This window comes from Ancylobacter sp. TS-1 (genome assembly GCF_009223885.1).
GTDB lineage: Bacteria > Pseudomonadota > Alphaproteobacteria > Rhizobiales > Xanthobacteraceae > Ancylobacter.
Map to the genome: position 1 here is coordinate 3,702,189 of NZ_CP045144.1, position 24,672 is coordinate 3,726,860.

A 24,672-nucleotide genomic window follows, 5' to 3' on the forward strand; every position below is an offset into this window, starting at 1 on the left:
GCGATGTCGATCCTCGTCAATCTCGCCCTCGGCCTGCTCTTCGGCGTCGGGCTCGTCATCTCGGGCATGAGCAACCCGGCCAAGGTGCTGAACTTCCTCGATCTCGCCGGCACGTTCGATCCCTCGCTGGCCTTCGTCATGGGCGGGGCGGTGCTGGTCGCCTTCCTCGGCTTCCGCCTCGTGCTGGCCCGGCGGGCGCCGGTGCTGGCCGAGCGGTTCCAGCTGCCGACGCGCACCGACATCGACGCGCGGCTCATTATCGGCCCGGCGCTGTTCGGCATCGGCTGGGGGCTCGGCGGCTTCTGCCCCGGCCCGGCCTTCACGGCACTGGGGCTCGGCGCGCCGGGAACGCTGGTCTTCGTGCCGGCCATGCTGGCGGGCATGTGGAGCGCGCGGCTGCTGGCCGAGCGGGCGGGCTGACCTCGCGCCGCGCGCCCGGCGGCCCTATGGTCGCCCGGCCCTCCTGCTCCGGAACATGGAAATCCCCCGATGCCGCCCGCGCGCCTGCCTGTCGTGCCCGTCTCCTTTTTCGGCATGGTGCTGGGGCTGATCGGCCTCGGCGGAAGCTGGCGCGCCGCCCATGCGGTCTATGGCGCCCCGGCCGTCATCGCCGAGGCGATCCTGCTGGCGGGAACGCTCGTCTGGGCGGTGGTGCTGGTGCTCTACCTGCTTAAATGGCTGCTCGCCCGCCCGCTCGCGCTACAGGAGATCGGCCATCCGGTGCAGTCCGGCTTCGTCGGGCTCGCCGGCGTGGCGACGCTGCTGGTCAGCGTGGCGGCGGCGCCCTATGCGCGCCTTCCCGCCATTCTCCTGCTGGTGGCGGGCGCCGGCTTCACCCTCGGCTTCGGGGTCTGGCGGACCGGAGGGCTCTGGCGCGGCGGGCGCGACCCCGCGGCGGCGACGCCGGTGCTGTATCTGCCGACGGTCGCCGGCTGCTATGTGATGGCGATCGCCTGCGGCGCGCTGGGCTTCACCGACTGGGGCCAGCTTGCCTTCGGCGCCGGCCTGTTCTCCTGGCTGGCGATGGAATCCGTGCTGCTTCAGCGTTTCCAGCACGGCGAGGCGCTGCCGCCGGCGCTGCGGCCGACGCTCGGCATCCAGCTCGCCCCGCCGGTGGTCGGCGCGTTCGCCTATCTGAGCGTCACCCAGGGCGCGCCGGACCTCTTCGCCCGCGCGCTGATCGGCTACGGGCTGCTGCAATTGCTGCTGGTCGCCCGGCTGCTGCCCTGGATACTTCAGCAGCCGCTGTCCCCGGCCTACTGGGCCTTCACCTTCGGCCTCACCGCGCTGGCGACCTCGGTGCTGCGGCTCGTCGAGCGCGGGGAGACCGGGGCGCTGGCGCTGCTGGCGCCGTGGCTGCTCGCCATCGCGACGCTGGTGGTCGCCGGCACCTCGGCGCATTCGCTCTGGCTCCTGCTGCGCGGAAGGCTGCTGCCGCGCTGATCCCTTCGTGCCGCCCGGGGCTGGACACCATGTCCAATGGACGCGCCGGCCCTGCCGGCGGGAAAGCTGCCGGGCGGGCCGCAGGCAGGACGGAAGATGCACATGAGGCGGGCACGGCGGATGATGGCGGCGGTCCTCGCGCTGGCGGCGATGCTGACGGTGCCTGCGGGCGACGCGCTCGCGCAGGAGGGGGCCGGGCCGGGCGCCGAACCTGGCGCGGCGGCGGCGCTTTCCCCGCGCGCCGCGCTCGGCCGCCGGCTCTTCTTCGACGCCGACCTGTCGCGCGCGCGCACCCAGTCCTGCGCCACCTGCCACGATCCGGCGAGCGGCTTCGCCGATCCGCGTGGCGGGCCGGTCTCGGTCGGCGATGACGGCACCTCGCGCGGCGTCCGCAACGCGCCGACGATCAGCTATGCCGCGCTCGCCCCGCACTTCGGCCGCACGGCCGAGGGGCATTTCGCCGGCGGGCAGTTCTGGGACGGGCGGGCGCGCACGCTGGAGGAGCAGGCGGGCCAGCCGCTGCTCAACCCGGTCGAGATGGCGATGCCCGACAAGGCCAGCGTCGTCGCCCGGCTGAAGGAGAAGCCGTCCTATGTCGCCGCCTTCCGCGAGACCTTCGGTCCCGGCGTGTTCGACGACGACGCGCGCGCCTTCGCCGCGCTGGCCGAGGCGGTGGCCGCCTATGAGCGCAGCCCCGAGGTCTCGCCCTTTGATTCCAAGTATGACCGCCATCTGCGCGGCGACTACACGATGACGCCGCAGGAGGAACTGGGGCGGGTGCTGTTCTTCTCCAACCAGTTCACCAATTGCAGCCAGTGCCACAAGCTCACCGCGTCCGGCGGGGAGGGGGAGGCGTTCTCCAATTTCCGCTTCCACAATATCGGCACCCCGGCCAATCCGGAGCTGGCGGCGCCGGTCGACCACGGGCTGAAGGGGCGCAAGGACATCAGGGCCCGGCGCCATGACGGCCAGTTCAGGGTGCCGGGGCTGCGCAATGTGGCGGTGACCGGACCCTATATGCACAATGGCGTCTTCAAGGATTTGAGGACCGTCATCCTCTTCTACAACAAGTACAATTCATCCTCCCCCGCGCGGCAGACCGATCCCGCCACCGGCCGGCCCTGGGCGCCGCCCGAGGTGCCGGGCACGCTGTCGCTCAAGGAGCTGGAGAGCGGCCCCGCCCTCGACGACCGGCGCATCGACGCGCTGGTCGCCTTCCTGAAGACGCTGACCGACCGGCGCTACGAGACACTGCCCGAGCCCGTGCCACCTTCCGCGCCGCCTCCCGCGCCCGCCGCTCCGGGCGGGTGAGCCGCGCCCGGCCCTCTGCGGGCGGGATAGAACCAATCTTTGCCATTGCCGCCGCCCGTCCGGGATGGATCTAATCCGCCCGGGACAAGGCAGGGGGACGGCATGGCGGAGACGGGCGGCGCGAGCCTCAGGCGCAAGCTGGGGCCGGTGGAGGCGGTCGGCCTCTCCCTGTCGGTCATGGCGCCGACAATGGGCATGGCGCTCAACGTCACGCTGGCGGTCGGGGCGGCCGGCATCGCCGCGCCGCTGGGATTCGCCATCGGCACGCTGGTGGTCGGTCTGGTCGGGCTTTCCTTCATCTTCTTCGCCAGCCGCGTGACCAGCGCCGGTTCCGGCTTCGCCTATATCGGCAAGACCTTCGGCCCGCGCGCCGGCTTCATCGCCGGCTGGTGCATGGTGCTGCTCTATATCGCCGGCGGATCGGGCAGCGCCGCGCTGGTGGGCGACTTCCTGCGCGCGGCGCTCGACGATCACGGCATTCATCTGGGCGGCTGGTGGCTGCCGGTCGCGGTCCTCGCCCTTCTGGGCGGCACGGCGCTGGCGTGGCGCGATGTCGGCCTCGCCACGCGGCTCATGCTGGTGATGGAACTCTCCTCCATCGCCGTCATCGTTTATCTCGGCGTGCGCATCCTCACCGCCGTCCATGCCGAGGGCGGCCTCAGCCTCGCCCCGTTCCATCCCGACCCGACGATCGGCTGGTGGGGCGTCGGCTACGCCATCGTCTTTGCCGTGCTGTCCTTCGCCGGCTTCGAGGCGGCGACGACGCTGGCCGAGGAGACCGGCCGGCCGGGCCGCTCGATCCCGCTGGCGCTGTTCGGCTCGGTGGTGCTGGCGGGGCTGTTCTTCGTCTTCGCCTCCTATATCCAGGTCATCGGCTTCGGCCTCGGCGACATGAAGGCGCTGGCGGCGAGCGACGCGCCGCTCAACACGCTGGCGCTGCGCTACGGCAACATCCACATCGCCACCGCGCTCGACCTTGCCGCCGCGGTTTCCGCCATCTCCTGCGTGCTGGGCACGCTGTCGGCCGGGGCGCGCATGCTGTTCGTGCTCGGCCGGGCGGGCCTGTCGCCGGCCATGGCCCGGCTTCACCCGCGCCACGGCACGCCCACCACCGCCGTCGCCATTGTGAGCCTGGCCATGCTGGCGGGGGTGCTCGCCTGGGCGCCCTTCGTCGGTCCGACCGACTATTACGACGCCGTGGGCACCATCGGCGTGCTGGCGCTCATCGTTGCCTATCTCGGCGTCACCGTGGCGGCGGCGGTGCACGCGGTGCGCGCCGGAAGCCGCCTCTGGCTGGTGCTCGGCAGTCTCGGCACGCTGGCGATGGCGTGGCCGCTCTACAATTCGATCTATCCGGTGCCGGCCTTCCCCGACAATCTGTGGCCCTATCTCGTGCTCGGCTGGATCGCCGCCGGCGCGCTGCTGCTGGTGATGCGCCCCGAGGTCGGGCGGCAGGAGGCGCGCTAGACGCGGCGAGGGGGCGGCATCGGACGGGCGGCACTGGGCGGGCGGCACTGGCCTTGCACGGCGGGCTTGCGCTAAAGCACGTGCCATTAAAGTACCTGCCATCCCACCCGCACCCGGCGAAAGTGACCGCAACCCGTGCCCGATCTCGACCGCGTCGTCCGTGAAATCGCCGAGGAAATGCGCGCGCGCGCCGACCGCGGCGACGTCGCCACCTATATTCCCGAGCTGGCCCGTGTCGACCCCGGCTGCTTCGGCATCGCCGTGGTCGGGGGCGACGGCGAGGTGGCGGTGGGCGGCGACGCCGACATGCCGTTCTCGATCCAGAGCGTCTCCAAGGTGTTCACCCTCACTCTGGCGCTCGGCAAGATCGGCAACCTCCTGTGGAAGCGGGTCGGGCGCGAGCCCTCCGGCAGCCCGTTCAACTCCATCGTCCAGCTGGAGAACGAGCACGGCATTCCGCGCAACCCCTTCATCAATGCCGGCGCCATCGCGGTGACGGACGTCATCCTCTCCGGCCACCAGCCGCGCGAGGCGCTGGGCGAGATCCTGCGCTTCATGCGCTTCCTGAGCGAAGACCCCTCGATCAGCATTGACGAGGTGGTGGCGGCCTCCGAGCAGCGCACCGGCTTTCGCAACCGGGCGCTGGCCAACTACATGAAATCGTTCGGCGTGCTGGAGAATCCGGTCGACTACACGCTCGGCGTCTATTTCCACCACTGCGCCATCACCATGAGCTGTCGGCAACTCGCCATGGCGGGCCGGTTCCTGGCCCATAACGGGCGCAACCCCTCGACCGGCTTCTCGGTGGTGTCGCCCGAGCGGGCGCGGCGCATCAACGCCATCATGCTCACCTGCGGCCATTATGACGGCTCGGGCGAATTCGCCTATCGCGTCGGTCTGCCGGGCAAGAGCGGGGTGGGGGGAGGCATTCTCGCCGTCGCGCCGGGCCGGGCCTCGATCGCGGTCTGGTCGCCGGGGCTGGACGCCAGCGGCAACTCGCATCTGGGCCGCATCGCGCTGGAAGAACTGACCCGGCGGCTGGGCTGGTCGATCTTCGGCTAGCGGCGTCGTTCAGGCGCCTGCGCGGCGCCGGATATGACAAGAGGGCCGGACGGTGGGTCGCGGCCCTCTTGCGGGGGTAAATCGCAGGCGCTGTGCGCAGAACATCGTCATTTCCCGTCGTGCGATCGACGGTGTCAGTTCGTGCGCCCGCTGTCTTCCTTGATCGCCTCTTCGTGGTACCAGCTCCCGATGATGATATGGGGCGCTACCTTGAGGGTCTCGGAAGAAAGCAGCTCGGCGCGACGGGCGGCGAGGCCGGCACGGCCGCCGGCGGGGAACGGGACGATCTGGGCGCCTTCGCGCCGGATTTCGGTACTCGAATGATTGGTCATTGCACGTTTCTCCTTACCGGCTGCGCGTTCCTGCGTCAGCCTTATGAGGCCTTATAACACATTTTGCTTGGCGTTTGCGCAAGATGCACATTTTACAATCACAATGAGCATAGGAATTGTGCAGCGCCAAAGACCCTCGCAAGGGTCTGTGGCATAATGAAACTTGCCCCCGTCCGGTTCCCGCGCCGGGTGCGCCGCCCGCGTCCCGCCGGGGCCGGGCAACGGCACCAAAGCCTGCGGAATTCAGGCGAATCACGCTTTGCCGGGGGGGCGGAGCCTCGCCCGCGCGCGGCTAACCTCGCGCCCGCGATGCCGGTCCGGGCGCCGGCCCGGCGCCGGCGGGGCCATTTGGCACGCCACATGCTTGTAGGAAGTCCAGCCGTTGGCGGCCGACCATCCTCGCGCGGCCGGCAAAGCGACCTGGGTCTTCGGCGCCCGGTCTTAAGCTATGAGAGACACGCAATGACGAAGTACAAGCTTGAGTACATTTGGCTGGACGGCTACACGCCGACCCCGAACCTGCGTGGCAAGACGCAGATCAAGGAATACGCGGAATTCCCGACGCTCGATCAGCTGCCGCTGTGGGGCTTCGACGGGTCCTCGACCATGCAGGCCGAAGGCCGCAGCTCCGATTGCGTGCTGAAGCCGGTCGCGGTCTATCCCGACCCGGCCCGCACCAATGGCGCGCTGGTGATGTGCGAAGTGATGCTGCCGGACGGCGTTACCCCGCACTCCACCAATGCCCGCGCCACCATCCTCGACGACGAGGGCGCGTGGTTCGGCTTCGAGCAGGAATACTTCTTCTATAAGGACGGCCGTCCGCTCGGCTTCCCGACGCAGGGCTACCCCGCGCCTCAGGGCCCGTACTACACCGGCGTCGGCTATTCGAACGTCGGCGACGTGGCCCGCAAGATCGTCGAGGAACATCTCGACCTCTGCCTCGAGGCCGGCATCAACCATGAAGGCATCAACGCGGAAGTCGCGAAGGGCCAGTGGGAATTCCAGATCTTCGGCAAGGGCTCCAAGAAGGCGGCCGACGAAGTGTGGATGGCGCGCTACCTGCTGCAGCGCCTGACCGAAAAGTACGGCATCGACATCGAGTATCACTGCAAGCCGCTCGGCGACACCGACTGGAACGGCTCGGGCATGCACGCCAACTTCTCGACCACCTACCTGCGTGAGGTCGGCGGCAAGGAGTATTTCGAGGCGCTGATGGCGCAGTTCGACAAGAACCTGATGGACCACATCGCCGTCTATGGCCCGGACAACGACAAGCGTCTGACCGGCAAGCACGAGACCGCGCCGTGGAACAAGTTCTCCTACGGCGTGGCTGACCGCGGCGCCTCGGTTCGCGTGCCGCACTCGTTCATCAAGAACGACTACAAGGGCTATCTTGAGGATCGCCGCCCGAACTCGCAGGGCGACCCCTACGCCATCGCCTCGCAGATCCTGAAGACGGTCTCCGAAGTCCCGACCAAGGCCGCCGTCGCCGCGGCGTGAGGATGACGCGTCCGGGGCCGGGCCGTGCGCCCGCCCCGCCGCCACCAGCCTCCTGAGACGGTCCCGGAGACGGGCCACTGTCTCCCTCAAGCCAGTCCCGGAAACGGGGCTGGCTTTTGTTTTGCGCGCGTCCGCGTGCTTCGCGGCCGGCCGCGCGGGCGCCTTCCTCCGATCGTCATCCCGGCCGGAGGCGCAGCCGCAGAGCCGGGATCGCCGAAGAGTCTTGCGCTGGGTCCCGGATCGGCGTTCCGCCTGCGGCGTCACTTGTCCGGGAGACGAAGCCCGTGCGGCACCCATGTTTCCCGGACAAGCTGCGCGCAGCGCAGCGCCGATCCGGGACCCAGGACAGAACGTTCTGGCCGGCCACCGTCATCCCGGCCGGAGGCGGAGCCGGAGCGCCGGGATCGCTCTCCATTCCTTCACGCGATCCCGGATCGGCCTGCGGCCGTCCGGGATGACGACGCAGCAAGGGCCGGATGACGATGCGGGCGGGTCCGGCAGGGGCGGCGCGGGATGGGCGCCTCGGCTGGCTCGGCTCACAGATAAGGCGAGGCCAGCCAGATCGCCCGGTTGCGCAGCCGTGTGAGGAACGGGCGGGCGGCCAGCGTCGCCAGCGTCTCGGCGCGGCCGCCGGCGATCATGGCGCCGATGCGCGCCTCGATGGCACCGGCGACGGCGGGATCGTAGAGTTCGAGATCAAGCTCGAAATTCAGCCGCAGGCTGCGCGGGTCGAGGTTGGAGGAGCCGGCATAGGCCCAGCAGCCATCCACAGACAGCAGCTTGGAATGGTCGAACATGCCGCCCGCCCGCCAGACGCGGCAGTCGCCGGCCAGCACCTGGTCAAGCTGGGCGGTCATGGCGTAGTCGACCAGCTTCAGATTATTGGCCGAGGGGATCACGATATCGACCTCGACGCCCCGCCGCCCGGCCACGGCGAGGGCGCCGATGAGCTGCTGGTCGGGCAGGAAATAGGGCGAGCAGATGCGCACCCGGCTCTGCGCGATCGACAGCGCGCCCATGATCATGCTGTGCGCGCAGGCGAGGTTGCGGTCGGGCCCGGAGGGCACGACGCGCACCGCCACCGGGCCGCAGGGCGGGGCTTCCGGCGCCTCGGCCCAGGCCGGGCCGTCGAGAAACTCGTCGGTGGTGAAGGACCAGTCCTGGCTGAACACGGTGAGCAATTGCTCCACCGCGCGCCCCTCGACGCGGAAATGGGTGTCGCGCGCGGGATCGTCGCCGGCATGGGCGCTGGTGAACTGGGCGCGGATGTTCATCCCGCCGGTGAAGCCGAGCGTGCCGTCGACGATCAGCATCTTCCGGTGGCTGCGCAGATTGGCATAGGGCAGGCGCAGGCCGATGAGGTTGCCCATGAACAGGTCGGTGACGACCCCGCCCGCCGTCAGCCGGCCGACGATGGAGGGGCGCGAATAGCGCGCGCCGATGGCGTCGATCAGCACCCGCACCGCGACGCCGCGCCGGTGCGCCTCGATCAGCGCGTCGGCGAACTCGACGCCCACGGGGTCGTTGTCGAAGATGTAGCTGGAGAGCGCCACGTGCCGCTTGGCCCCGCGAATGGCGGCCAGCATCTGCGGATAGGCCTCGTCGCCGCTGTCGAGCAGGCGCACGGCGTTGCCGGTCGTGAGCGGGAAGGCCGCCACCCGGTCGCCGAGCCGCTTCATCGCCGAGAGGCTGGGCGAGAGCGAGATGGCGATGGGCGGGCGCTCATGGTGGCGGCGCCGGTCCTGGCTGGCGCGGCGCCGGCCGGCCGCGCTCTGGCGGATGCGGTTGATGCCGGCCACGAGGTAGAGGCCGGCGCCGATCAGCGGCGACAGCAGGATGACGCCGACCCAGCCGATGGCGGCGCGCACGTCCTCCTTGGTCATCGCCGCATGGATGGCCGCCACGATGCCGACCGTGCCGCTGGTGACGAGGACGATGTGCGGCCAGTAATGCGACCAGAAGCTTTCCATCGCCGCCGTCCAGTGACCTTGTGCCGGCTCGCTCTCTAGCCGGAATCCGGCGCGCGGTCATCATCGCCCGGGGAGGGGAAGGGATGGGAAGCCGCCGTCCCGGATCGCTCCGGGACGGCAGGGGGGTCGCGTAGGATCAGCTCGCCGCCTTCAGCGGCGCCGGCGCCTCGGCCTCGGGGGCCGGCTCCAGCGCATTGGCGATGGCCTCGTCCACCCGCTCCAGCCAGACGAATTCCAGCCGGTCGCGCGCGTCCTGAGGAATGTCCTCATAGTCGCGCCGGTTGCGGGCGGGCAGCATGACCCTCGTCAATCCGGCCCGTGCGGCCGCCACCACCTTCTCCTTGATGCCGCCGACCGGCAGCACGAGGCCGCGCAGGCTGATCTCGCCGGTCATCGCCGTATCCTTGCGCACCGTGCGGCCGGTAAGCAGCGAGACGAGGGCGGTGAACATGGCGACACCCGCGCTTGGCCCGTCCTTGGGCGTGGCGCCGGCCGGCACGTGCACATGCACGTCGCTGGTGGCGAACAGCGCCGGGTCGATGCCAAGCTCGACGGCGCGGCTCTTGACGAGGCTCCACGCCGCCTGCGCGCTCTCCTTCATCACGTCGCCGAGCTGTCCGGTGAGGATCAGCCCGCCGCGTCCGGGAATGCGGGTCGCCTCGATGAAGAGGATGTCGCCGCCGACCGGCGTCCAGGCAAGGCCCGTGGCCACGCCCGGCACGCTGACGCGCAGCGCCACCTCGTCCTCGAAGATCGGCGGCCCGAGCAGGTCGGGCAGCGTGTCGACGCCGATGCGCCGGTGCGTCGCCTTGCCCTCGGCGATGTCGACGGCGACATGGCGGATGGCGCGGCCGACCTCGCGTTCGAGGTTGCGCACGCCCGCCTCCCGCGTATAGGCGCGGATGACGGCGCTGAGCGCCTCGTCGTCGAAGGCGACCTGCTCGGGCGTGACGCCATTGGCCTCGAACTGGCGGCGGACCAGATAGCGCCGGGCGATCTGGAGCTTTTCCTGATCGGTGTAGCCGGTCAGGGAGATGATCTCCATGCGGTCGCGCAGCGGGCCGGGGATGGTGTCGAGCATGTTCGCGGTGGCGATGAACACCACGCGCGACAGGTCGAACGGCACGCCGAGATAATTGTCCCGGAAAGTTCCGTTCTGCTCGGGGTCGAGCACCTCCAGCATCGCCGCCGACGGGTCGCCCTGTATGCCGGAGCCCATCTTGTCGATCTCGTCCAGCATCATCACGCAGTCGCGGGTGCCCGCCTTGCGGATGCCCTGCACGATATTGCCCGGCAGCGCGCCGACATAGGTGCGCCGGTGGCCGCGGATCTCCGCCTCGTCATGCACGCCGCCGAGCGAGACGCGGATGAACTTGCGGCCCATGGCGCGGGCGATGGACTGGCCGAGCGAGGTCTTGCCAACGCCCGGAGGGCCGGCGAAGCACAGGATCGGCGCCTTGCCGTTCGGCGCCAGCTTGCGCACGGCGAGATATTCGACGATGCGGCGCTTGATCTTGTCGAGGCCGAAATGGTCCTCGTCGAGAATGCGGCGCGCCTCGGCGATGTCGATCGCCTTCTCCTCGGGCAGCTTCCACGGCAGCGCGATCAGCCAGTCGAGATAGGTGCGGATCATGCCGTATTCGGCGCTGGCGTCCTGCATGCGACGCAGCCGGCCCAGCTCCTTGCGGGCCATCTGCTCCACATCCTCCGGCATGCCGGCATCCTTGATGGCGCTCTCCAGCTCGGCGATCTCCGCGCTGTTGCCGTCATCCTCGCCGAGCTGCTTCTGGATCGCCGCCATCTGCTCGCGCAGCAGCACCTCGCGCTGGCGCTCGTCCAGCGAGGCCCGCGTCTGCTTGCCGATCTCCTGCGACAGCCGCAGCACCTCGATGCGGTGCGCCAGCAGCCGCGAGATCTTGGTCATGCGCGCGGCGATGTCGACCGTCTCCAGAAGCTCCTGCTTCTCCTCCGGCGAGATGTCGGCATAGGCCGCCACCAGGTCGGCGAGGCCGGCGGGCGAGTTGGAGCCGCGCACGGCGGCGGCCAGCTCGGCCGGCACCTGCGGCAGCAGTTCCATCACCTCATTGGCCTGTCCCTGCAAATGGACGAAGCGCGCCTCGACCTCGGGGCTCTGTTCCTCGCTCTCCTCGATGCGCGCGACCCGCGCGATGAGGAAAGGCTTCTCGCGGGCGAACTGCTCGACATGGAACCGCTGCTCGCCCTGCAGCACGAGGTGGTGCGTGCCGTCCGGCGCGGTGACGTAGCGCAGGATGTTGGCGACCACGCCCATGCGGTGCAGGTCGGTAGGGCCGGGCTCCTCGACGCTGGCGTCGCGCTGCATCAGGATGCCGACGGGGCGCCCCTCGCGCACCGCCTGCTGGGCGGCGGCAATGGAGGCCGGGCGCGCAATGGCGAGCGGCATCACCACGCCGGGGAACAGCACGAAATTGCGCACCGGCAGCACGATGAGCTGGTCGGCGGGCACGCTGCCATTGGCGTTGCCATTGGTCCCGCTGCCGCCGGCATCGGCCATGCGGAGCGGCGAATATCTGTCGAAATCGGGGTGTGTCATGTCTTTGTCCCCCTTCCTCAAACCTTGCGCAGCACAATGGCGAGGCAGCCATTGACCATGCGCGGGCGGATCACCTCGTAGCGGCCGGGCGGCAGCGCCAGCTGGCGCTCGAAACGGCCCTGCGGAAGCTCCATGCGGTGGATGGTGGCGCGGCGCAGCTCGGGCGGCAGCACGCGCTCGCCGGCGATGGTGAGCACTCCGTTGTGGATCGCCACGCTGATCTGGTCCGGGTCGACGCCCGGCAGCGCGGCGAGCACCAGCAGTTCGCTCTCATCCTCGATCATGTCGACGGGCGGTTCCCAGCACGGGGCGCGGCGCACGCTGGCGCCCGGACGCGCGGCCGGCTGGAAGATCTGCCGGTGCATGCGCTCGGCGCGGCTGAGCGTCTCGAGGGCTTCCGACCACATCCACAGGCGGGGGTCAGTCTTCGTCATGAACATCTCCTGGCAGGCCCCGTTTCCCGTGAGGGTGGGGACCCGCGAGGCTCATATGGTGTCGCCCGGAAGCAACACCAGAGGCCCTCGCCACCCCCGGAGCCGGCCGGGGCGGGCGTCCGCGCAAACGGGCGGATGCACGCACGCTTTAGCGCGGTTGCCCGGTGCGCGCGCCGCCCGGTTCCCACAAGGCACGCAGCGCGTTGAGGATGGCGGCGACGTCGATGAGTTCCTGCAACAACGCGCCCTGCACCGGCGCCAGCCAGCCGAAGGCGGCGGCGATCATGCCCGCGAGCGACAGGCCGATGCCGACATAGACGCTCTGCAACGCCACCGCGCGGGCGCGCCGGGCGATGCGCATGGCGTCGATCAGCCGGTCGAGCCGGTCGACCAGTATGACCACATTGGCCGCCTCCGAGGAGGCCGCCGAGCCGCGCGCGGCCATGGCGACGCCGATATCGGCGGCGGCCAGTGCCGGCGCGTCGTTCACCCCGTCGCCGACCATCATCACCGGGCCGTTGCCGCGCTCGGCGATCACGCGGCGGGCCTTGTCCTGCGGGGTCAGTTCGCTGGCCACGGCGTCGAAGCCGAGCCCCTCGGCGATGGCCTGCGCCCGCTCGCTCTCGTCGCCGGTCGCCAGTATGACGCGCCGCACGCCGGCCTGCCGCAACTCGTCCAGCACTGCGCGGGCCTCGCCGCGCAGTTCGTCGGCCAGCAGCAGCGCCCCGGCCAGTTCGCCGTCGATGGCCACCACCACGGCGACCGTTCCCGGCCGCAGCGTCCAGCCGACCAGACCGTCATCGGGGGCGGCGCCGGTGGCGGCGGCGACGAAATCCCAGCCGCCGAGCGCCACCTCGCGGTCGCCGACCCGCCCGGCGATGCCGGCGCCGGGGGATTCGCGCACCTCGGACGGCACGTCCAGCGCGAGGCCCCGCTCGGTCGCCGCCATCACCAGCGCCTCGGCGACGACATGGGCCGAACTCTGGTCGAGCGAGGCGGCGAGCCGCAGCAATTCGTCCTCCGCCAGCCCGCCCCGGCTGCGGATGCCGACGATGCGCGGGCGCCCGCCGGTCAGCGTGCCGGTCTTGTCGAGCAGCACGGTACGCACCTTGGCCAGCGTCTCCAGCGCGCCGCCATCCTTGACCAGCACGCCGTGGCGGGCGCAGCGCGAGATGCCGGAGATGATCGCCACCGGCACGGCGAGGATGAGCGGGCAGGGGGTCGCGATCACCAGCACCGCGAGCGCGCGCACCGAGTCGCCGCTTATCGCCCAGGCGAGGCCGGCCATGGTCAGCGTCACGGCGAGGAAGCCGAGCGCGAATCGGTCGGCGAGGCGCGCCATCGGCGCCTTGGACTGCTGGGCGCCCGCCACCAGCCGCACGATGCCGGCATAGGTGCTGTCCGCCGCCGCGCGGCTGGCGAGCAGGTCGAAGGCGTCGCCGGCATTGGTGGAGCCGCTCAGCACCTCCTCGCCATGCAGGCGGCGCACGGGCAGCGATTCGCCGGTCAGCGCCGACTGGTCGAGCGCGGCGGCCGGGCTTTGCAGCCAGCCGTCCACCGGCACCACCTCGCCGCGCCGGACCAGGATGACGTCGCCCGGCACGAGGGCGTCGAGCGGCACCTCGTGCAGCCGGCCGTCCTCGCGGCGGGTGGCGCTGCGCGGCAGCCGGCCGAGCAGGGCGGTCATCTCGCGCGCGGCGCGGCTGTGGGCGTAGGCTTCCAGAGCCTCGCCGCCGCTGAACATCAGCGCGACGATGGCGCCGGCGAGGTTCTCGCCGAAGGCCAGCGCCCCGCCCATGGCGAGCGCGGCGATCAGGTCGAGGCCGAACTCCCCGCGCCGCAGGCTGCCGGCGATGGTGACGAGGAGCACGGCGAGGACGGTGCCGGTGGCGCCGATCCAGATCCGCTCGGCCAGTTCCGGCCGCCCCGCCAGCCAGACGACGGCGCTCGCCGCCAGCGCCAGCGCCAGCGCCGGCAGCAGCAGGCGCCGCAGCCGGGTCCCGACCGTTCGGATTGCGTCCGATATCGCCGACGATTTCACCCGCGCGCTCCCCGCGACATGCTGGCGCGGTTCGCCCGCGATGTCATTGACTGCCTTTTCGTCGTCCGCCTGCCTCGCCGCCATCGGTAGGACACCGCATCCGCAGCAAGACGGAGGATCCGGCACCCGGATCGGGTTGTGGGGGCGGCGTTAATGAAATATTACCTAAGGTCGGATATTAACCGATTTGGCTTGGGGGCCGTCGGCGGACAATGGCTTGGGCGCCGACGTTGAACGCAATCGAAGGCCGTTGCCGGCGCGTGGAAGCGCATATGTGCTCCTGCGCCCGGCGGTCGTCTGTTCAGAGATGCCTATGCGGCTGATTGGATCTTTCCTCATCGGTTCTGTGAGCTTCGTCGGTGTGGCGGTCGCGGTGGCGTGGGTGTCGAGCACCTCGCTGCCGACCCCGGCCGACGCGGCGCGCGTCGATCCTTCGCTGCGCCTCGCCCCGGCAGGCCCGGAGGTCGCGAGCGCGATCGAGGACGGGCCGTCGACGCCGCCGCAGCGCTCCGTCACGGATGTGCGCAATTTCCATCCCGCCGGCGAGATCGCGCAGGGCGACGACTGGCTGTTCCGCCCGGCGATCATGCCGGTGCGGCCCGCCCTGCTTGCCGCCATCCCGGTGCCGCCGGCTGCCGGTCCCCCGACGGTGGAGACGGTGAGCACGGTGCCGCTGCCGATGGCCAACCCGCTCGTCGCCGGCCGTGTGATGCCGGGCGATGCGCCGGACGATTCGGTCACGCTCGCCCCGCTGCCGCCGCGCAAGCCGTCCGCGCAGATGCTCGCCTCGCTGCCGCCGCCGATGGAGGAAGATGCCGCCCCCGAGGAGACCGCTCCGCAGGAGCAGGCCGCCCCCAAGGACGAGCTGCGCTACCCGACGTCCGAGGACAGGTTCGCCATCTACGACATCCGCGCCAAGAAGCTCTATCTGCCGAACGGCAAGAAGCTGGAGGCGCATTCCGGCTATGGCGAGAAGTTCGACGACATCCGCTATGTGCATGTGAAGATGCACGGCGTGACGCCGCCGAACCGCTACAAGCTGCGCATGCGCGAGGCGCTGTTCCACGGCACCGAGGCGGTGCGCATGACCCCGGTCGGCGACCAACCCATGTATGGGCGCAACGGCTTCCTGCTGCACCCCTATCTGCTCGGCCCGCGCGGCGATTCCAACGGCTGCATCTCGCTGGCCGACTACGACGCCTTCCTCAAGTCCTTCAAGAAGGGCGAGATCGACGAGGTCATCGTGGTCGAGGCGATGCCGAAATCGGCCGAGCCGCCCAACCCGCTGCTGTCCTGGCTGACCGGCAAGCGTAGCTGAGGCCCGGCGCGACGCGGTTCCCGGCGCAATGGCCGGGACCTGCCGCCCACCGCTTCCCTCCCGGAGCCGCCCCCCATGTCGACCCTGCACGCCGGCTACTTCACCGATGGGCTCGACGCCGATCCCGAGCTCGCCGCCGCCATTCGCGGCGAGGAGGCGCGCCAGCGCGACGGGATCGAGCTGATCGCCTCGGAGAACATCGTCTCCCGTCTGGTGCTGGAGGCGCAGGGCTCGGTGCTCACCAACAAGACCGTCGAGGGGCTGCCCCATGCCCGCTATTATGGCGGGGCCGAGTTCGCCGACGTCATCGAGGCGCTGGCGGTGGAGCGCGCCACGCGGCTGTTCGGCTGCCGCTTCGCCAATGTGCAGCCCCATTCCGGCTCCAACGCCAATGGTGGCGTGTTTCTCGGCCTGCTCAGGCTCGGCGACGCCATCCTCTCGATGAACACGGCGGCCGGCGGCCATATCAGCCACGGCCACCCCGCCACGCTGACCGGCCGCGACTACCGCATCCTCACCTATGGCGTGGACCGCGAGAGCGAGCGCATCGATCTCGACGAGGTGCGCGCCGTGGCGCTCGACCACGAGGCGAAGCTGATCGTGGCCGGCGGCTCGGCCTATCCGCGCGCCATCGACTTCGCCGGGCTGCGCGCCATCGCCGACGAGGTGGGCGCCCTGCTCATGGTCGACATGGCGCATTTCGCCGGACTGGTGGCCACCGGGCTGTATCCGCACCCGTTCCCGCACGCCCATGTCGTCACCTCCACCACCTACAAGTCGCTGCGCGGGGCGCGCGGCGGGCTGGTGCTGTGGAACGACGAGGCGCTGAGCGACCGCATCAATTACGGCATCTTCCCCGGCGTGCAGGGCTCGGTGATGATGCACGCGGTAGCTGGCAAAGCGGCCTGCTTCGGCGAGGCGCTGCGGCCCGAGTTCCGGCTCTATAACGAGGCGGTGCTCGCCAATGCCCGCGCCATGGCCGCCACGCTGGCGGCGGCCGGCGTGCGCATCGTCGCCGGCGGCACTGATTGCGGGCTGATGCTGGTCGACCTTACCGATCTCGGCGTCACCGGCGATATCGCCGCCAAGGCGCTGGAGGCGGCGGGGCTGGCGGTGAACAAGAACCTGATCCCGTTCGATCCGCGCCCGCCGGAGGCGCCCTCGGGGCTGCGCCTGTCCTCCAATGCCGGCACGGCGCGGGGCTTCGGCGTCGGCGAGTTCGAGACCGTTGCCGGCTGGATCGCCCGCATCGTCAAGGCGCCGTCGGACAGCGCCGGCATCGCGTCGATCCGCGGCGAGGTCGAGGCGCTCTGCGCCCGCTTCCCGATCTATTCCTGAGGCGGCTCAGCCCGGCTCGCCGTCCCGCTCCCGGGCCGGCGCGGGTGCTTGCGCGACGCCCGGCAGATGCAGCGTGTCGGGCAGGAAATCCGCGCCGCGCCGCGACAGGAACTCGGTGAGCGCGGCGGCCGGCGGAGTCAGCCGCTTGGCGGTGCGCTTGACGACGAACCATTGCCGCACCTCGGGCAGCCCCTCCACGTCGAGCACGGCGAGCCGGCCGTCCGCCACCTCCGCCGCGATGGTGTGGGCGGAGATGAAGGCGAGGCCGAGCCCGGCCATGACCGCCTGCTTGATGGTCTCGTTCGAATCGATCTCCATGCCGATACGCGGGTCGATGCCGGACTGCTGGAAGAACCGCTCCATAAGCCCGCGCGTGCCCGAGCCCGGCTCGCGCGACATGAAGGTGGAGCCGGCCAGCGCCGAGGCGGGGATGCGCCTTCCGAGCAGGGGATGGTCGGCCGGGGCGATCAGCACGTGCGGGTGATCGCCGATCAGCGTCTTGTCGACCTCGATGTCGAGCGGCGGGCGGCCCATGATGGCGACGTCGATGGCGTCGGCGCGCAGGCCCGCGATGATTTCCTCGCGGTTGCCCACGGTCAGCACCACGTCGATGCCGGGATGGGCGCGGGTGAAGGAGCCGAGCGCCGCCGGCACGAAATATTTCGCCGTCGAGACCAGCCCGACCGAGACCCGGCCCGAGCGCAGACCCTTCATCGAATCGAGCGCGGCGCCGCAATCGGCCAGCGCCTGCTCGATGCGGGCGATGGCGGCCAGCACCTCGCGCCCGGCGGCGCTGGGCTGGAAGCGCTCGCCGGCGCGGTCGAGCAAGGGCAGACCGAGATGCTGCTCGAGCTGCTGCACCTGCATCGTCACCGCCGGCGGGGTGACGTTCAGCTTGCGGGCGGCGCCGGTGACGCTGCCGGTCTCGACGATGGCCGCAACGGCCCGGAACTGCTTGAGCGTGGCATTACGCATGGAACATTACATTTCAGTTAAATTGAAGAGATAGGTAAGATTATTCGAATTTCCTTACGCACGCAATTCGTGCAGTCTGCGATCAACAAAAGGCGTCCGCCGCTTCGGGTCCCCGCTCGAAGGCACACGGAAACGACACGCCAGAGGGCATAAGCCCACGCCATAATTGGGGAAACGCCAATGACACGCCCGACTTTGCAGGGCCACCTCGACGGGTGGTCGCAAGGCGATGATCTGCGCCGCGACGTCGCCAGCGCCGTGCTCGCGCTCGCCGCCGCCGGCATCCGGATTTCAGAGCTTCTGGCCGCCGGCCCGCTGGCCGGCGCGCTCGCCACCGTGCGCGGCCACCATGCCGACGGCGACAGCCAGAAGGAACTCGACGTCATCGCCGACGACCTGGTGCGCGAGGCGCTCGCCGCCGCGCCGGTCGCCCTTCTCGGCTCCGAGGAAGCCGACGAGGCGGTCACGCTCGCCCCCGCCGGCACGCTGGCGGTCGCGGTTGACCCGCTGGACGGCTCGTCCAACATCGACAGCAATATGAGCGTCGGCACGATCTTCTCGATCCTGCCCTTCGTGGGGGCCGACTCGCTGCTCCAGCCGGGCTCCGCCCAGCTCGCCGCCGGCTTCCTGCTCTACGGGCCGCAGACCGCGCTGGTACTGACCGTCGGCGCCGGCACGCAGGTCTTCACGCTGGACCGGGCCACGGGCGCCTTCCTGCTGTCCGAGGCGCGCGCCTTCGTCGTGCCCGAGACCGCTGAATACGCGATCAACGGCTCCAACCTGCGCCACTGGGACGGCGCCATCCGCTCCTATGTCGACGACTGCCAGGCCGGCACCGAGGGCCCGCGCGGCAAGGATTTCAACACGCGCTGGGTCGCCTCCATGGTGGCGGACGTCTACCGCATCCTGGTGCGCGGCGGGGTCTATCTCTACCCCGGCGACGCCCGCGGGGGCTATGCGCAGGGCCGGCTACGTCTGGTCTATGAGGCAAACCCGATCGCCTTCCTGATGGAGCAGGCGCAGGGCGCCGCCACCGATGGCAGCCGGCCGATCCTCGATCTCATCCCCACGCACCTGCACCAGCGCGTGCCGCTGGTGTTCGGCTCGCGCGCCGAGGTCGAGCGCATCGCCCGCTATCACGGCGGCGCCTCCGCCATGCCCGAGCGCTCGCCGTTGTTCGGCCGGCGCGGCCTGCTGCGCGCCTGACGGGAGAGGGAACATGTCGATCCACCACCCCATCATCTCCGTCACCGGCTCGTCCGGCGCGGGCACCACCTCGGTGCGGCGCATCTTCGAGCAGATCTTCCGCCGCGAGGAAGTGCTCGCCGCCTATATCGAGGGCGACGCCTATCACCGCTATGACCGCGCCGAGATGAAGCGCGTCATGTCCGAGGAGGCCTCGCGCGGCAACAACCACTACAGCCATTTCGGCCCCGACTCGAACCTGTTCGAGGAACTGGAGGAGACGTTCCGCGCCTACTCTCAGACCGGCACCGGCAAGTACCGCCACTATGTCCATGACGACAAGGAAGCGGCCGAATATGGCGGCGCGCCGGGCACCTTCACGCCCTGGGAGCCGATCCCGACGCCGACCGACCTGCTGTTCTACGAGGGGCTGCACGGGGCGGTGGCCAGCGGCAATATCGACGTCGCCCGCTATGCCGACCTGAAGATCGGCGTGGTGCCGGTGATCAACCTCGAATGGATCCAGAAGATCCACCGCGACCGCTCGCATCGCGGCTATTCGACCGAGGCGGTGACCGACACCATCCTGCGCCGCATGCCGGACTACGTGAACTACATCTGCCCGCAGTTCACCCACACCGACATCAACTTCCAGCGCGTGCCGACGGTCGATACCTCGAACCCGTTCATCGCCCGGTGGATCCCGACGGCGGACGAATCCATCGTCGTCATCCGCTTCAAGAGCCCTCGCGGCATCGATTTCCCCTACCTGCTCTCGATGATTTCCGGGAGCTGGATGAGCCGCGCCAATTCCATCGTGATCCCGGGCGGCAAGCTCGACATCGCGATGCAGCTCATCCTCACGCCGATGATCCTCAACCTCGTCGAGAAGAAGCGGCGCGCCGCGTGAACCGGGAGGACAGCATGCTCACCAGCCAAAATGCGGCGCTGCGCCCGCACCCCGCCGATCTGCCCCACGAGGACATGGCGCAGGACATGGCCAACGCGCTGCGCGCGCTCGCCATGGACGCGGTGGAAGCGGCCAAGTCCGGCCATCCCGGCATGCCGATGGGCATGGCCGATGTCGCGACCGCCCTGTTCGCGCGCTTCATGACGCTCGACCCGGGCCGGCCTGACTGGCCCGACCGCGACCGCTTCATTCTTTCCGCCGGCCACGGCTCGATGCTGCTCTACGCCATCAACCATCTGCTCGGCTATGCCGACATGGGCGTCGATCAGATCAAGCGTTTCCGCCAGCTCGGCGCGATCACCGCCGGCCATCCCGAACATGGCCACACGCTGGGCGTGGAGACCACCACCGGCCCGCTGGGGCAGGGGCTGACCACGGCGGTCGGCATGGCACTCGCCGAGCGCATGCTCAACGCCCGCTTCGGCGACGAGCTGGTCGACCACCACACCTATGTCATCGCCGGCGACGGCTGCCTGATGGAAGGCATCAGCCACGAGGCCATCGACCTCGCCGGGCACCTGAAGCTCGCCAAGCTCACCGTGCTGTGGGACGACAACGGCATCTCCATCGACGGCAGCACCGCCCTCTCCACCTCGACCGACCAGCTCGCCCGCTTCAAGGCCAGTGGCTGGGACGTGATGCGGGTCGACGGCCACGCGCCCCACGCGCTGATCGACGCCCTCGCCGAGGCGCGCGGCACGGCGCGGCCGACGCTGATCGCCTGCCGCACCACCATCGGCTACGGCGCGCCCACCAAGGCGGGCACGGAAGCCGTGCACGGCGCCCCGCTGGGCGCCGCCGAGATCGAGGGCGCCCGCGCGCGGCTGGGCTGGAACCATCCGCCCTTCGAGGTGCCGGAAAGCGTGCGCGAGGCCTGGGCGACGATCGCCGAACGCGGCCGCAAGGCGCGCGAAGCCTGGGAGAGGCGGCTCGCCGCCTCCGGCCAGCGCGCCGCCTTCGAGGCGGCGATGGAAGGCGAACTGCCGGCCGATTTCGACGAGAAGCTGGTCGCCTTCAAGCGCGAGCTTTCGGAGGGCGCGCCGAAGGTGGCGACCCGCAAGGCCTCGGAGATGGCGCTCGCCGTCATCAACGCGGCGACCGACCTCACCGTCGGTGGCTCGGCCGACCTTACCCACTCGAACCTCACCCACACCAGGGGGCTCGCCTCGGTGACGCCCGGCAACTATGCCGGCCGCTACCTGCATTACGGCATCCGCGAACACGCGATGGCGGCGGTGATGAACGGCCTCGCTTTGCATCGCGGCGCCATTCCCTATGGCGGCACCTTCATGGTGTTCTCCGACTATGCGCGCGGCGCCATGCGGCTCTCGGCGCTGATGGGGCAGCGGGTGGTCTATGTGCTCACCCACGATTCCATCGGCCTCGGCGAGGACGGGCCGACGCACCAGCCGGTCGAGCACCTCGCCATGCTGCGGGCGACGCCGAACCTCTACGTGTTCCGCCCCGCCGACGCGGTGGAGACGCTGGAGGCCTGGCAGCTTGCCCTGCACGCGGAGGGCACGCCCTCGGTGCTGGCGCTCTCGCGGCAGAACCTGCCGACCTTCCGCACCGAGCATTCGGAGGAGAACCTCGTCGGCTATGGCGCCTATGTCGCCCGCAAGCCGGCCCGCCGGCGCGACGTGACGCTGCTCGCCACCGGCTCGGAGGTGGAGATCGCCTTCAGGGCGGCGGACCTGCTCGCCGCGCGCGGGGTCGATGCCGCCGTCGTCTCCATGCCGTGCTGGGAGCTGTTCGAGCGCCAGAGCGCGGAATACCGCCGCGCCGTGCTCGGCACCGCCCCGCGCGTGGCCGTCGAGGCCGCCGCCCGGCTCGGCTGGGACCGCTGGACCGGGGATCGCGGCCGCTTCGTCGGCATGGAGGGCTTCGGCGCCTCCGCGCCCGCCCCCGACCTCTACCAGCACTTCAACATCACCCCGGAGGCGGTCGTCGACGCTGCCTGCGACCTGCTGACCTGCGCCTGAGCCGGAGGGAGAGCCAATGGCCCGCATCACGCTTCGACAGCTTCTCGACCATGCCGCCGAGCACGATTACGGCGTGCCGGCCTTCAACATCAACAATATGGAGCAGGGCATCGCGATCATGGAGGCGGCGCAGGCCGTCGACGCGCCCGTCATCATGCAGGCGAGCCGCGGCGCGCGCTCCTATGCCGGCGACATCATGCTCTCGCGGATGATCGACGCGCTGACCGAGATGTACCCGGCGATCCCGATCTGCATGCATCAGGACCACGGGAACAACGAGGCCACCTGCCTCTCGGCGATCCAGCACGGCTTCACCTCCGTGATGATGGACGGCTCGCTGAAGGCGGACGCCAAGACCCCGGCCGATTACGACTACAACGTCGCCATTACCCGCCGCGTGGTCGATGCCGCCCATTGGGTCGGTGCCTCGGTCGAGGGCGAACTCGGCGTGCTCGGCTCGCTGGAGCACGGTTCCGGCGAGCAGGAGGACGGCCACGGCGCGGAAGGGCAGCTCAGCCACGACCAGTTGCTGACCGATCCCGACCAGGCGGTCGATTTCGTCGCCCGCACCCGGGTCGACGCGCTGGCTATCGCCATGGGCACCTCGCACGGCGCCTACAAATTCTCGCGCAAGCCGGACGGCGACATCCTCGCCATGCATGTGATCGAGGAGATCCACCGCCGCCTGCCCGGCGTGCATCTCGTCATGCACGGCTCCTCCTCGGTGCCGCAGGCGTTGCAGGACCTGTTCAACGCTTCGGGCGGCGAGATGCCCCAGACCTGGGGCGTGCCGGTGGAGGAGATCGTGCGCGGCATCCGGCACGGTGTGCGCAAGGTCAATATCGACACCGACTGCCGCCTCGCCATGACGGCGCAGTTTCGCAAGGTGGCGCAGGGCAACAAGGCGGAGTTCGATCCGCGCAAGTTCCTCAAGCCCGCCATGGACGCGATGCGCGACCTTTGCCGCGAGCGCTTCGAGCAGTTCGGCACCGCCGGCCACGCTTCGGCGATCAAGGTGCTGCCGCTGGCGGCCATGGCCAAGCGCTACGCCGCCGGTGCGCTCGATCCGGTGATCGGCGGCGCGCGCGCCGCCGCCGAATGACCTTCTCCCCCGCGCGGGGATCCGACCAACGAAAGAGCTGGCCCGCGCCGAGGCGCGGTGCCGACGGGAACGCACAGGAGCGAGATCGATGAACGCGATCGACAAGACCAAGCCTGCCGAGGAAACCCGCAGCCGCTACAGCGCCGGCGTGATGGAATACCGCAAGATGGGCTACTGGCAGCCCGACTACGAGCCCAAGGACACCGACGTCATCGCGGTGTTCCGCATCACCCCGCAGGACGGCGTCGACGAGATCGAGGCGTCGGCGGCGGTCGCCGGTGAAAGCTCGACGGCAACGTGGACCGTCGTGTGGACCGACCGCTTGACCGCTTGCGACAAGTACCGCGCCAAGTGCTACCGGGTCGACCCGGTGCCGAACGCGCCGGGCTCGTGGTTCGCCTACATCGCCTACGATCTCGACCTGTTCGAGAATGGCTCGATCGCCAACCTGTCGGCCTCGATCATCGGCAACGTGTTCGGCTTCAAGCCGCTCAAGGCGCTGCGCCTCGAGGACATGCGCCTGCCGGTCGCCTATGTGAAGACCTTCGACGGCCCGGCCACCGGCATCGTGGTGGAGCGCGAGCGGCTCGACAAGTTCGGCCGCCCATTGCTCGGCGCGACGGTCAAGCCCAAGCTCGGCCTGTCCGGCCGCAACTATGGCCGCGTCGTCTACGAGGCGCTCAAGGGCGGCCTCGACTTCACCAAGGACGACGAGAACATCAACTCGCAGCAGTTCATGCACTGGCGCGACCGCTTCCTCTACTGCATGGAGGCGGTGAACAAGGCGCAGGCGGCCTCCGGCGAGGTGAAGGGCACCTATCTCAACGTGACCGCCGGCACGATGGAGGAGATGTACGAGCGCGCCGAGTTCGCCAAGAACCTCGGCTCCTCCATCGTCATGATCGACCTGATCATCGGCTACACCGCGATCCAGTCCATGGCCAAGTGGTGCCGCCGCAACGACATGATCCTGCACCTGCATCGCGCCGGCCACTCGACCTATACGCGCCAGAAGAGCCACGGCGTCTCCTTCCGCGTCATCACCAAGTGGATGCGCCTGGCCGGTGTCGACCACATCCATGCCGGCACGGTGGTCGGCAAGCTGGAGGGCGACCCCCACACCACCAAGGGCTATTACGATCTCTGCCGCGAGGATTTCGTGCCGCAGAACCTCGCCCACGGCATTTTCTTCGACCAGAACTGGGCCTCGACCCGCAAGCTGATGCCGGTCGCTTCGGGCGGCATCCATGCCGGCCAGATGCACCAGCTCATCGACCTGCTCGGCGAGGATGTGGTGCTCCAGTTCGGCGGCGGCACCATCGGCCACCCGATGGGCATCCAGGCCGGCGCCATCGCCAACCGCGTCGCGCTGGAGGCGATGATCCTCGCCCGCAACGAGGGCCGCGACATCCTCCATGAGGGGCCGGAGATCCTGAAGGCCGCCGCCCGCCACTGCCTGCCGCTGAAGCAGGCGCTGGAGACGTGGAAGGACGTGACCTTCAACTACTCCTCCACCGACACGCCCGACTTCGTGCCGCAGGCCACCGCGGCGGAGTGAATTCGTTCGGGAGCGTCATCCCGGACGCGCCGCAGGCGCGGTCCGGGATCGCAAGCCGCAAGGGCGCTCCCTTCCTGAACCCGTTCCCGGCTCGGCCTTTGGCCGTCCGGGA

19 protein-coding genes are annotated in these 24,672 nt (G+C 70.0%); 13 read left to right on the forward strand and 6 right to left on the reverse strand.

Annotation, left to right across the window (positions count from 1 at the left end; all coding sequences use genetic code 11):
- Positions 1–3 precede the first annotated feature (3 nt).
- The 5 genes from GBB76_RS17465 (at position 4) to GBB76_RS17485 (ending at position 5,283) form a co-directional block, all read left to right on the forward strand.
- Positions 4–420, forward strand: coding sequence for a DUF6691 family protein (locus GBB76_RS17465; protein WP_152304478.1), 417 nt, complete (start codon positions 4–6; stop codon positions 418–420).
- 69 nt (positions 421–489) lie between these two features.
- On the forward strand, positions 490–1,443 hold the full coding sequence (gene tehA / locus GBB76_RS17470; protein ID WP_202911126.1) for a dicarboxylate transporter/tellurite-resistance protein TehA: 954 nt from the start codon (positions 490–492) through the stop codon (positions 1,441–1,443).
- Positions 1,444–1,545: 102 nt separating this feature from the next.
- Complete coding sequence (locus GBB76_RS17475) at positions 1,546–2,754, forward strand: cytochrome-c peroxidase (protein ID WP_246668971.1); 1,209 nt, start codon at positions 1,546–1,548, stop codon at positions 2,752–2,754.
- Positions 2,755–2,856: 102 nt separating this feature from the next.
- Positions 2,857–4,221 (forward strand): APC family permease, encoded by a 1,365-nt coding sequence (locus tag GBB76_RS17480; RefSeq protein ID WP_152304479.1) that lies wholly within the window; start codon positions 2,857–2,859, stop codon positions 4,219–4,221.
- A 135-nt stretch (positions 4,222–4,356) separates the two neighbouring features.
- Positions 4,357–5,283, forward strand: a complete 927-nt coding sequence (locus tag GBB76_RS17485; protein WP_152304480.1) for a glutaminase — start codon at positions 4,357–4,359, stop codon at positions 5,281–5,283.
- Positions 5,284–5,417: 134 nt separating this feature from the next.
- Here the strand turns inward: GBB76_RS17485 and GBB76_RS17490 are convergent, their stop codons facing one another.
- Entirely contained in the window at positions 5,418–5,615 is a 198-nt protein-coding gene (locus tag GBB76_RS17490; protein ID WP_152304481.1) for a DUF2735 domain-containing protein, read from the reverse strand.
- Between the two features lie 462 nt (positions 5,616–6,077).
- On the opposite strand from GBB76_RS17490, the gene GBB76_RS17495 reads away from it, so the two are divergent.
- Positions 6,078–7,115 carry a glutamine synthetase beta-grasp domain-containing protein gene (locus GBB76_RS17495; RefSeq protein ID WP_152304482.1) on the forward strand — a complete coding sequence of 346 codons (1,038 nt, stop codon included), beginning with the start codon at positions 6,078–6,080 and terminating at the stop codon, positions 7,113–7,115.
- Positions 7,116–7,651: 536 nt separating this feature from the next.
- Here the strand turns inward: GBB76_RS17495 and GBB76_RS17500 are convergent.
- The 4 genes from GBB76_RS17500 to GBB76_RS17515 form a co-directional block, all read right to left on the reverse strand.
- Positions 7,652–9,085 (reverse strand): phospholipase D-like domain-containing protein, encoded by a 1,434-nt coding sequence (locus GBB76_RS17500; protein ID WP_152304483.1) that lies wholly within the window; start codon positions 9,083–9,085, stop codon positions 7,652–7,654.
- Between the two features lie 136 nt (positions 9,086–9,221).
- On the reverse strand, positions 9,222–11,657 hold the full coding sequence (gene lon / locus GBB76_RS17505; RefSeq protein WP_152304484.1) for an endopeptidase La: 2,436 nt from the start codon (positions 11,655–11,657) through the stop codon (positions 9,222–9,224).
- A gap of 17 nt (positions 11,658–11,674) precedes the next feature.
- Entirely contained in the window at positions 11,675–12,091 is a 417-nt protein-coding gene (locus GBB76_RS17510; protein ID WP_152304485.1) for an Hsp20/alpha crystallin family protein, read from the reverse strand.
- A 148-nt stretch (positions 12,092–12,239) separates the two neighbouring features.
- Entirely contained in the window at positions 12,240–14,048 is a 1,809-nt protein-coding gene (locus GBB76_RS17515) for a heavy metal translocating P-type ATPase (protein WP_246669141.1), read from the reverse strand.
- A 397-nt stretch (positions 14,049–14,445) separates the two neighbouring features.
- Between GBB76_RS17515 and GBB76_RS17520 the strand changes: the two genes are divergently transcribed.
- Positions 14,446–15,450: a DUF2778 domain-containing protein gene (locus GBB76_RS17520; protein ID WP_152304487.1), complete on the forward strand. Its 1,005-nt coding sequence runs from the start codon at positions 14,446–14,448 to the stop codon at positions 15,448–15,450.
- A gap of 75 nt (positions 15,451–15,525) precedes the next feature.
- Entirely contained in the window at positions 15,526–16,788 is a 1,263-nt protein-coding gene (glyA, locus tag GBB76_RS17525) for a serine hydroxymethyltransferase (protein ID WP_152304488.1), read from the forward strand.
- A 6-nt stretch (positions 16,789–16,794) separates the two neighbouring features.
- Here the strand turns inward: glyA and GBB76_RS17530 are convergent, their stop codons facing one another.
- Positions 16,795–17,763: a LysR family transcriptional regulator gene (locus GBB76_RS17530; protein ID WP_152304489.1), complete on the reverse strand. Its 969-nt coding sequence runs from the start codon at positions 17,761–17,763 to the stop codon at positions 16,795–16,797.
- A gap of 180 nt (positions 17,764–17,943) precedes the next feature.
- Here GBB76_RS17530 and GBB76_RS17535 point away from each other — a divergent pair, with 180 nt between their 5' ends.
- The 5 genes from GBB76_RS17535 to GBB76_RS17555 all read left to right on the forward strand — a co-directional run bounded on the left by GBB76_RS17535 (position 17,944) and on the right by GBB76_RS17555 (position 24,560).
- Complete coding sequence (locus GBB76_RS17535) at positions 17,944–18,969, forward strand: class 1 fructose-bisphosphatase (protein ID WP_152304490.1); 1,026 nt, start codon at positions 17,944–17,946, stop codon at positions 18,967–18,969.
- Between the two features lie 13 nt (positions 18,970–18,982).
- A complete protein-coding gene (locus GBB76_RS17540; protein WP_152304491.1) occupies positions 18,983–19,858 on the forward strand; it encodes a phosphoribulokinase in 876 nt (291 codons plus the stop codon).
- A 14-nt stretch (positions 19,859–19,872) separates the two neighbouring features.
- Positions 19,873–21,900, forward strand: a complete 2,028-nt coding sequence (gene tkt, locus GBB76_RS17545) for a transketolase (RefSeq protein ID WP_371716987.1) — start codon at positions 19,873–19,875, stop codon at positions 21,898–21,900.
- A 16-nt stretch (positions 21,901–21,916) separates the two neighbouring features.
- On the forward strand, positions 21,917–23,002 hold the full coding sequence (gene fba, locus GBB76_RS17550; protein WP_152304492.1) for a class II fructose-bisphosphate aldolase: 1,086 nt from the start codon (positions 21,917–21,919) through the stop codon (positions 23,000–23,002).
- Between the two features lie 88 nt (positions 23,003–23,090).
- Entirely contained in the window at positions 23,091–24,560 is a 1,470-nt protein-coding gene (locus GBB76_RS17555; RefSeq protein ID WP_152304493.1) for a form I ribulose bisphosphate carboxylase large subunit, read from the forward strand.
- Positions 24,561–24,672 lie beyond the last annotated feature (112 nt).

Excerpts from the sequence above, each read along its gene's own strand:
- GBB76_RS17465 (WP_152304478.1), top strand. The coding sequence starts at position 4 with ATGTCGATCCTCGTCAATCTCGCCCTCGGCCTGCTCTTCGGCGTCGGG.
- tehA (WP_202911126.1), top strand. The coding sequence starts at position 490 with ATGCCGCCCGCGCGCCTGCCTGTCGTGCCCGTCTCCTTTTTCGGCATG.
- GBB76_RS17475 (WP_246668971.1), top strand. The coding sequence starts at position 1,546 with ATGAGGCGGGCACGGCGGATGATGGCGGCGGTCCTCGCGCTGGCGGCG.
- GBB76_RS17480 (WP_152304479.1), top strand. The coding sequence starts at position 2,857 with ATGGCGGAGACGGGCGGCGCGAGCCTCAGGCGCAAGCTGGGGCCGGTG.
- GBB76_RS17490 (WP_152304481.1), bottom strand. The coding sequence starts at position 5,615 with ATGACCAATCATTCGAGTACCGAAATCCGGCGCGAAGGCGCCCAGATC.
- GBB76_RS17495 (WP_152304482.1), top strand. The coding sequence starts at position 6,078 with ATGACGAAGTACAAGCTTGAGTACATTTGGCTGGACGGCTACACGCCG.
- GBB76_RS17500 (WP_152304483.1), bottom strand. The coding sequence starts at position 9,085 with ATGGAAAGCTTCTGGTCGCATTACTGGCCGCACATCGTCCTCGTCACC.
- lon (WP_152304484.1), bottom strand. The coding sequence starts at position 11,657 with ATGACACACCCCGATTTCGACAGATATTCGCCGCTCCGCATGGCCGAT.
- GBB76_RS17510 (WP_152304485.1), bottom strand. The coding sequence starts at position 12,091 with ATGACGAAGACTGACCCCCGCCTGTGGATGTGGTCGGAAGCCCTCGAG.
- GBB76_RS17520 (WP_152304487.1), top strand. The coding sequence starts at position 14,446 with ATGCGGCTGATTGGATCTTTCCTCATCGGTTCTGTGAGCTTCGTCGGT.
- glyA (WP_152304488.1), top strand. The coding sequence starts at position 15,526 with ATGTCGACCCTGCACGCCGGCTACTTCACCGATGGGCTCGACGCCGAT.
- GBB76_RS17530 (WP_152304489.1), bottom strand. The coding sequence starts at position 17,763 with ATGCGTAATGCCACGCTCAAGCAGTTCCGGGCCGTTGCGGCCATCGTC.
- GBB76_RS17535 (WP_152304490.1), top strand. The coding sequence starts at position 17,944 with ATGACACGCCCGACTTTGCAGGGCCACCTCGACGGGTGGTCGCAAGGC.
- GBB76_RS17540 (WP_152304491.1), top strand. The coding sequence starts at position 18,983 with ATGTCGATCCACCACCCCATCATCTCCGTCACCGGCTCGTCCGGCGCG.
- tkt (WP_371716987.1), top strand. The coding sequence starts at position 19,873 with ATGCTCACCAGCCAAAATGCGGCGCTGCGCCCGCACCCCGCCGATCTG.
- fba (WP_152304492.1), top strand. The coding sequence starts at position 21,917 with ATGGCCCGCATCACGCTTCGACAGCTTCTCGACCATGCCGCCGAGCAC.
- GBB76_RS17555 (WP_152304493.1), top strand. The coding sequence starts at position 23,091 with ATGAACGCGATCGACAAGACCAAGCCTGCCGAGGAAACCCGCAGCCGC.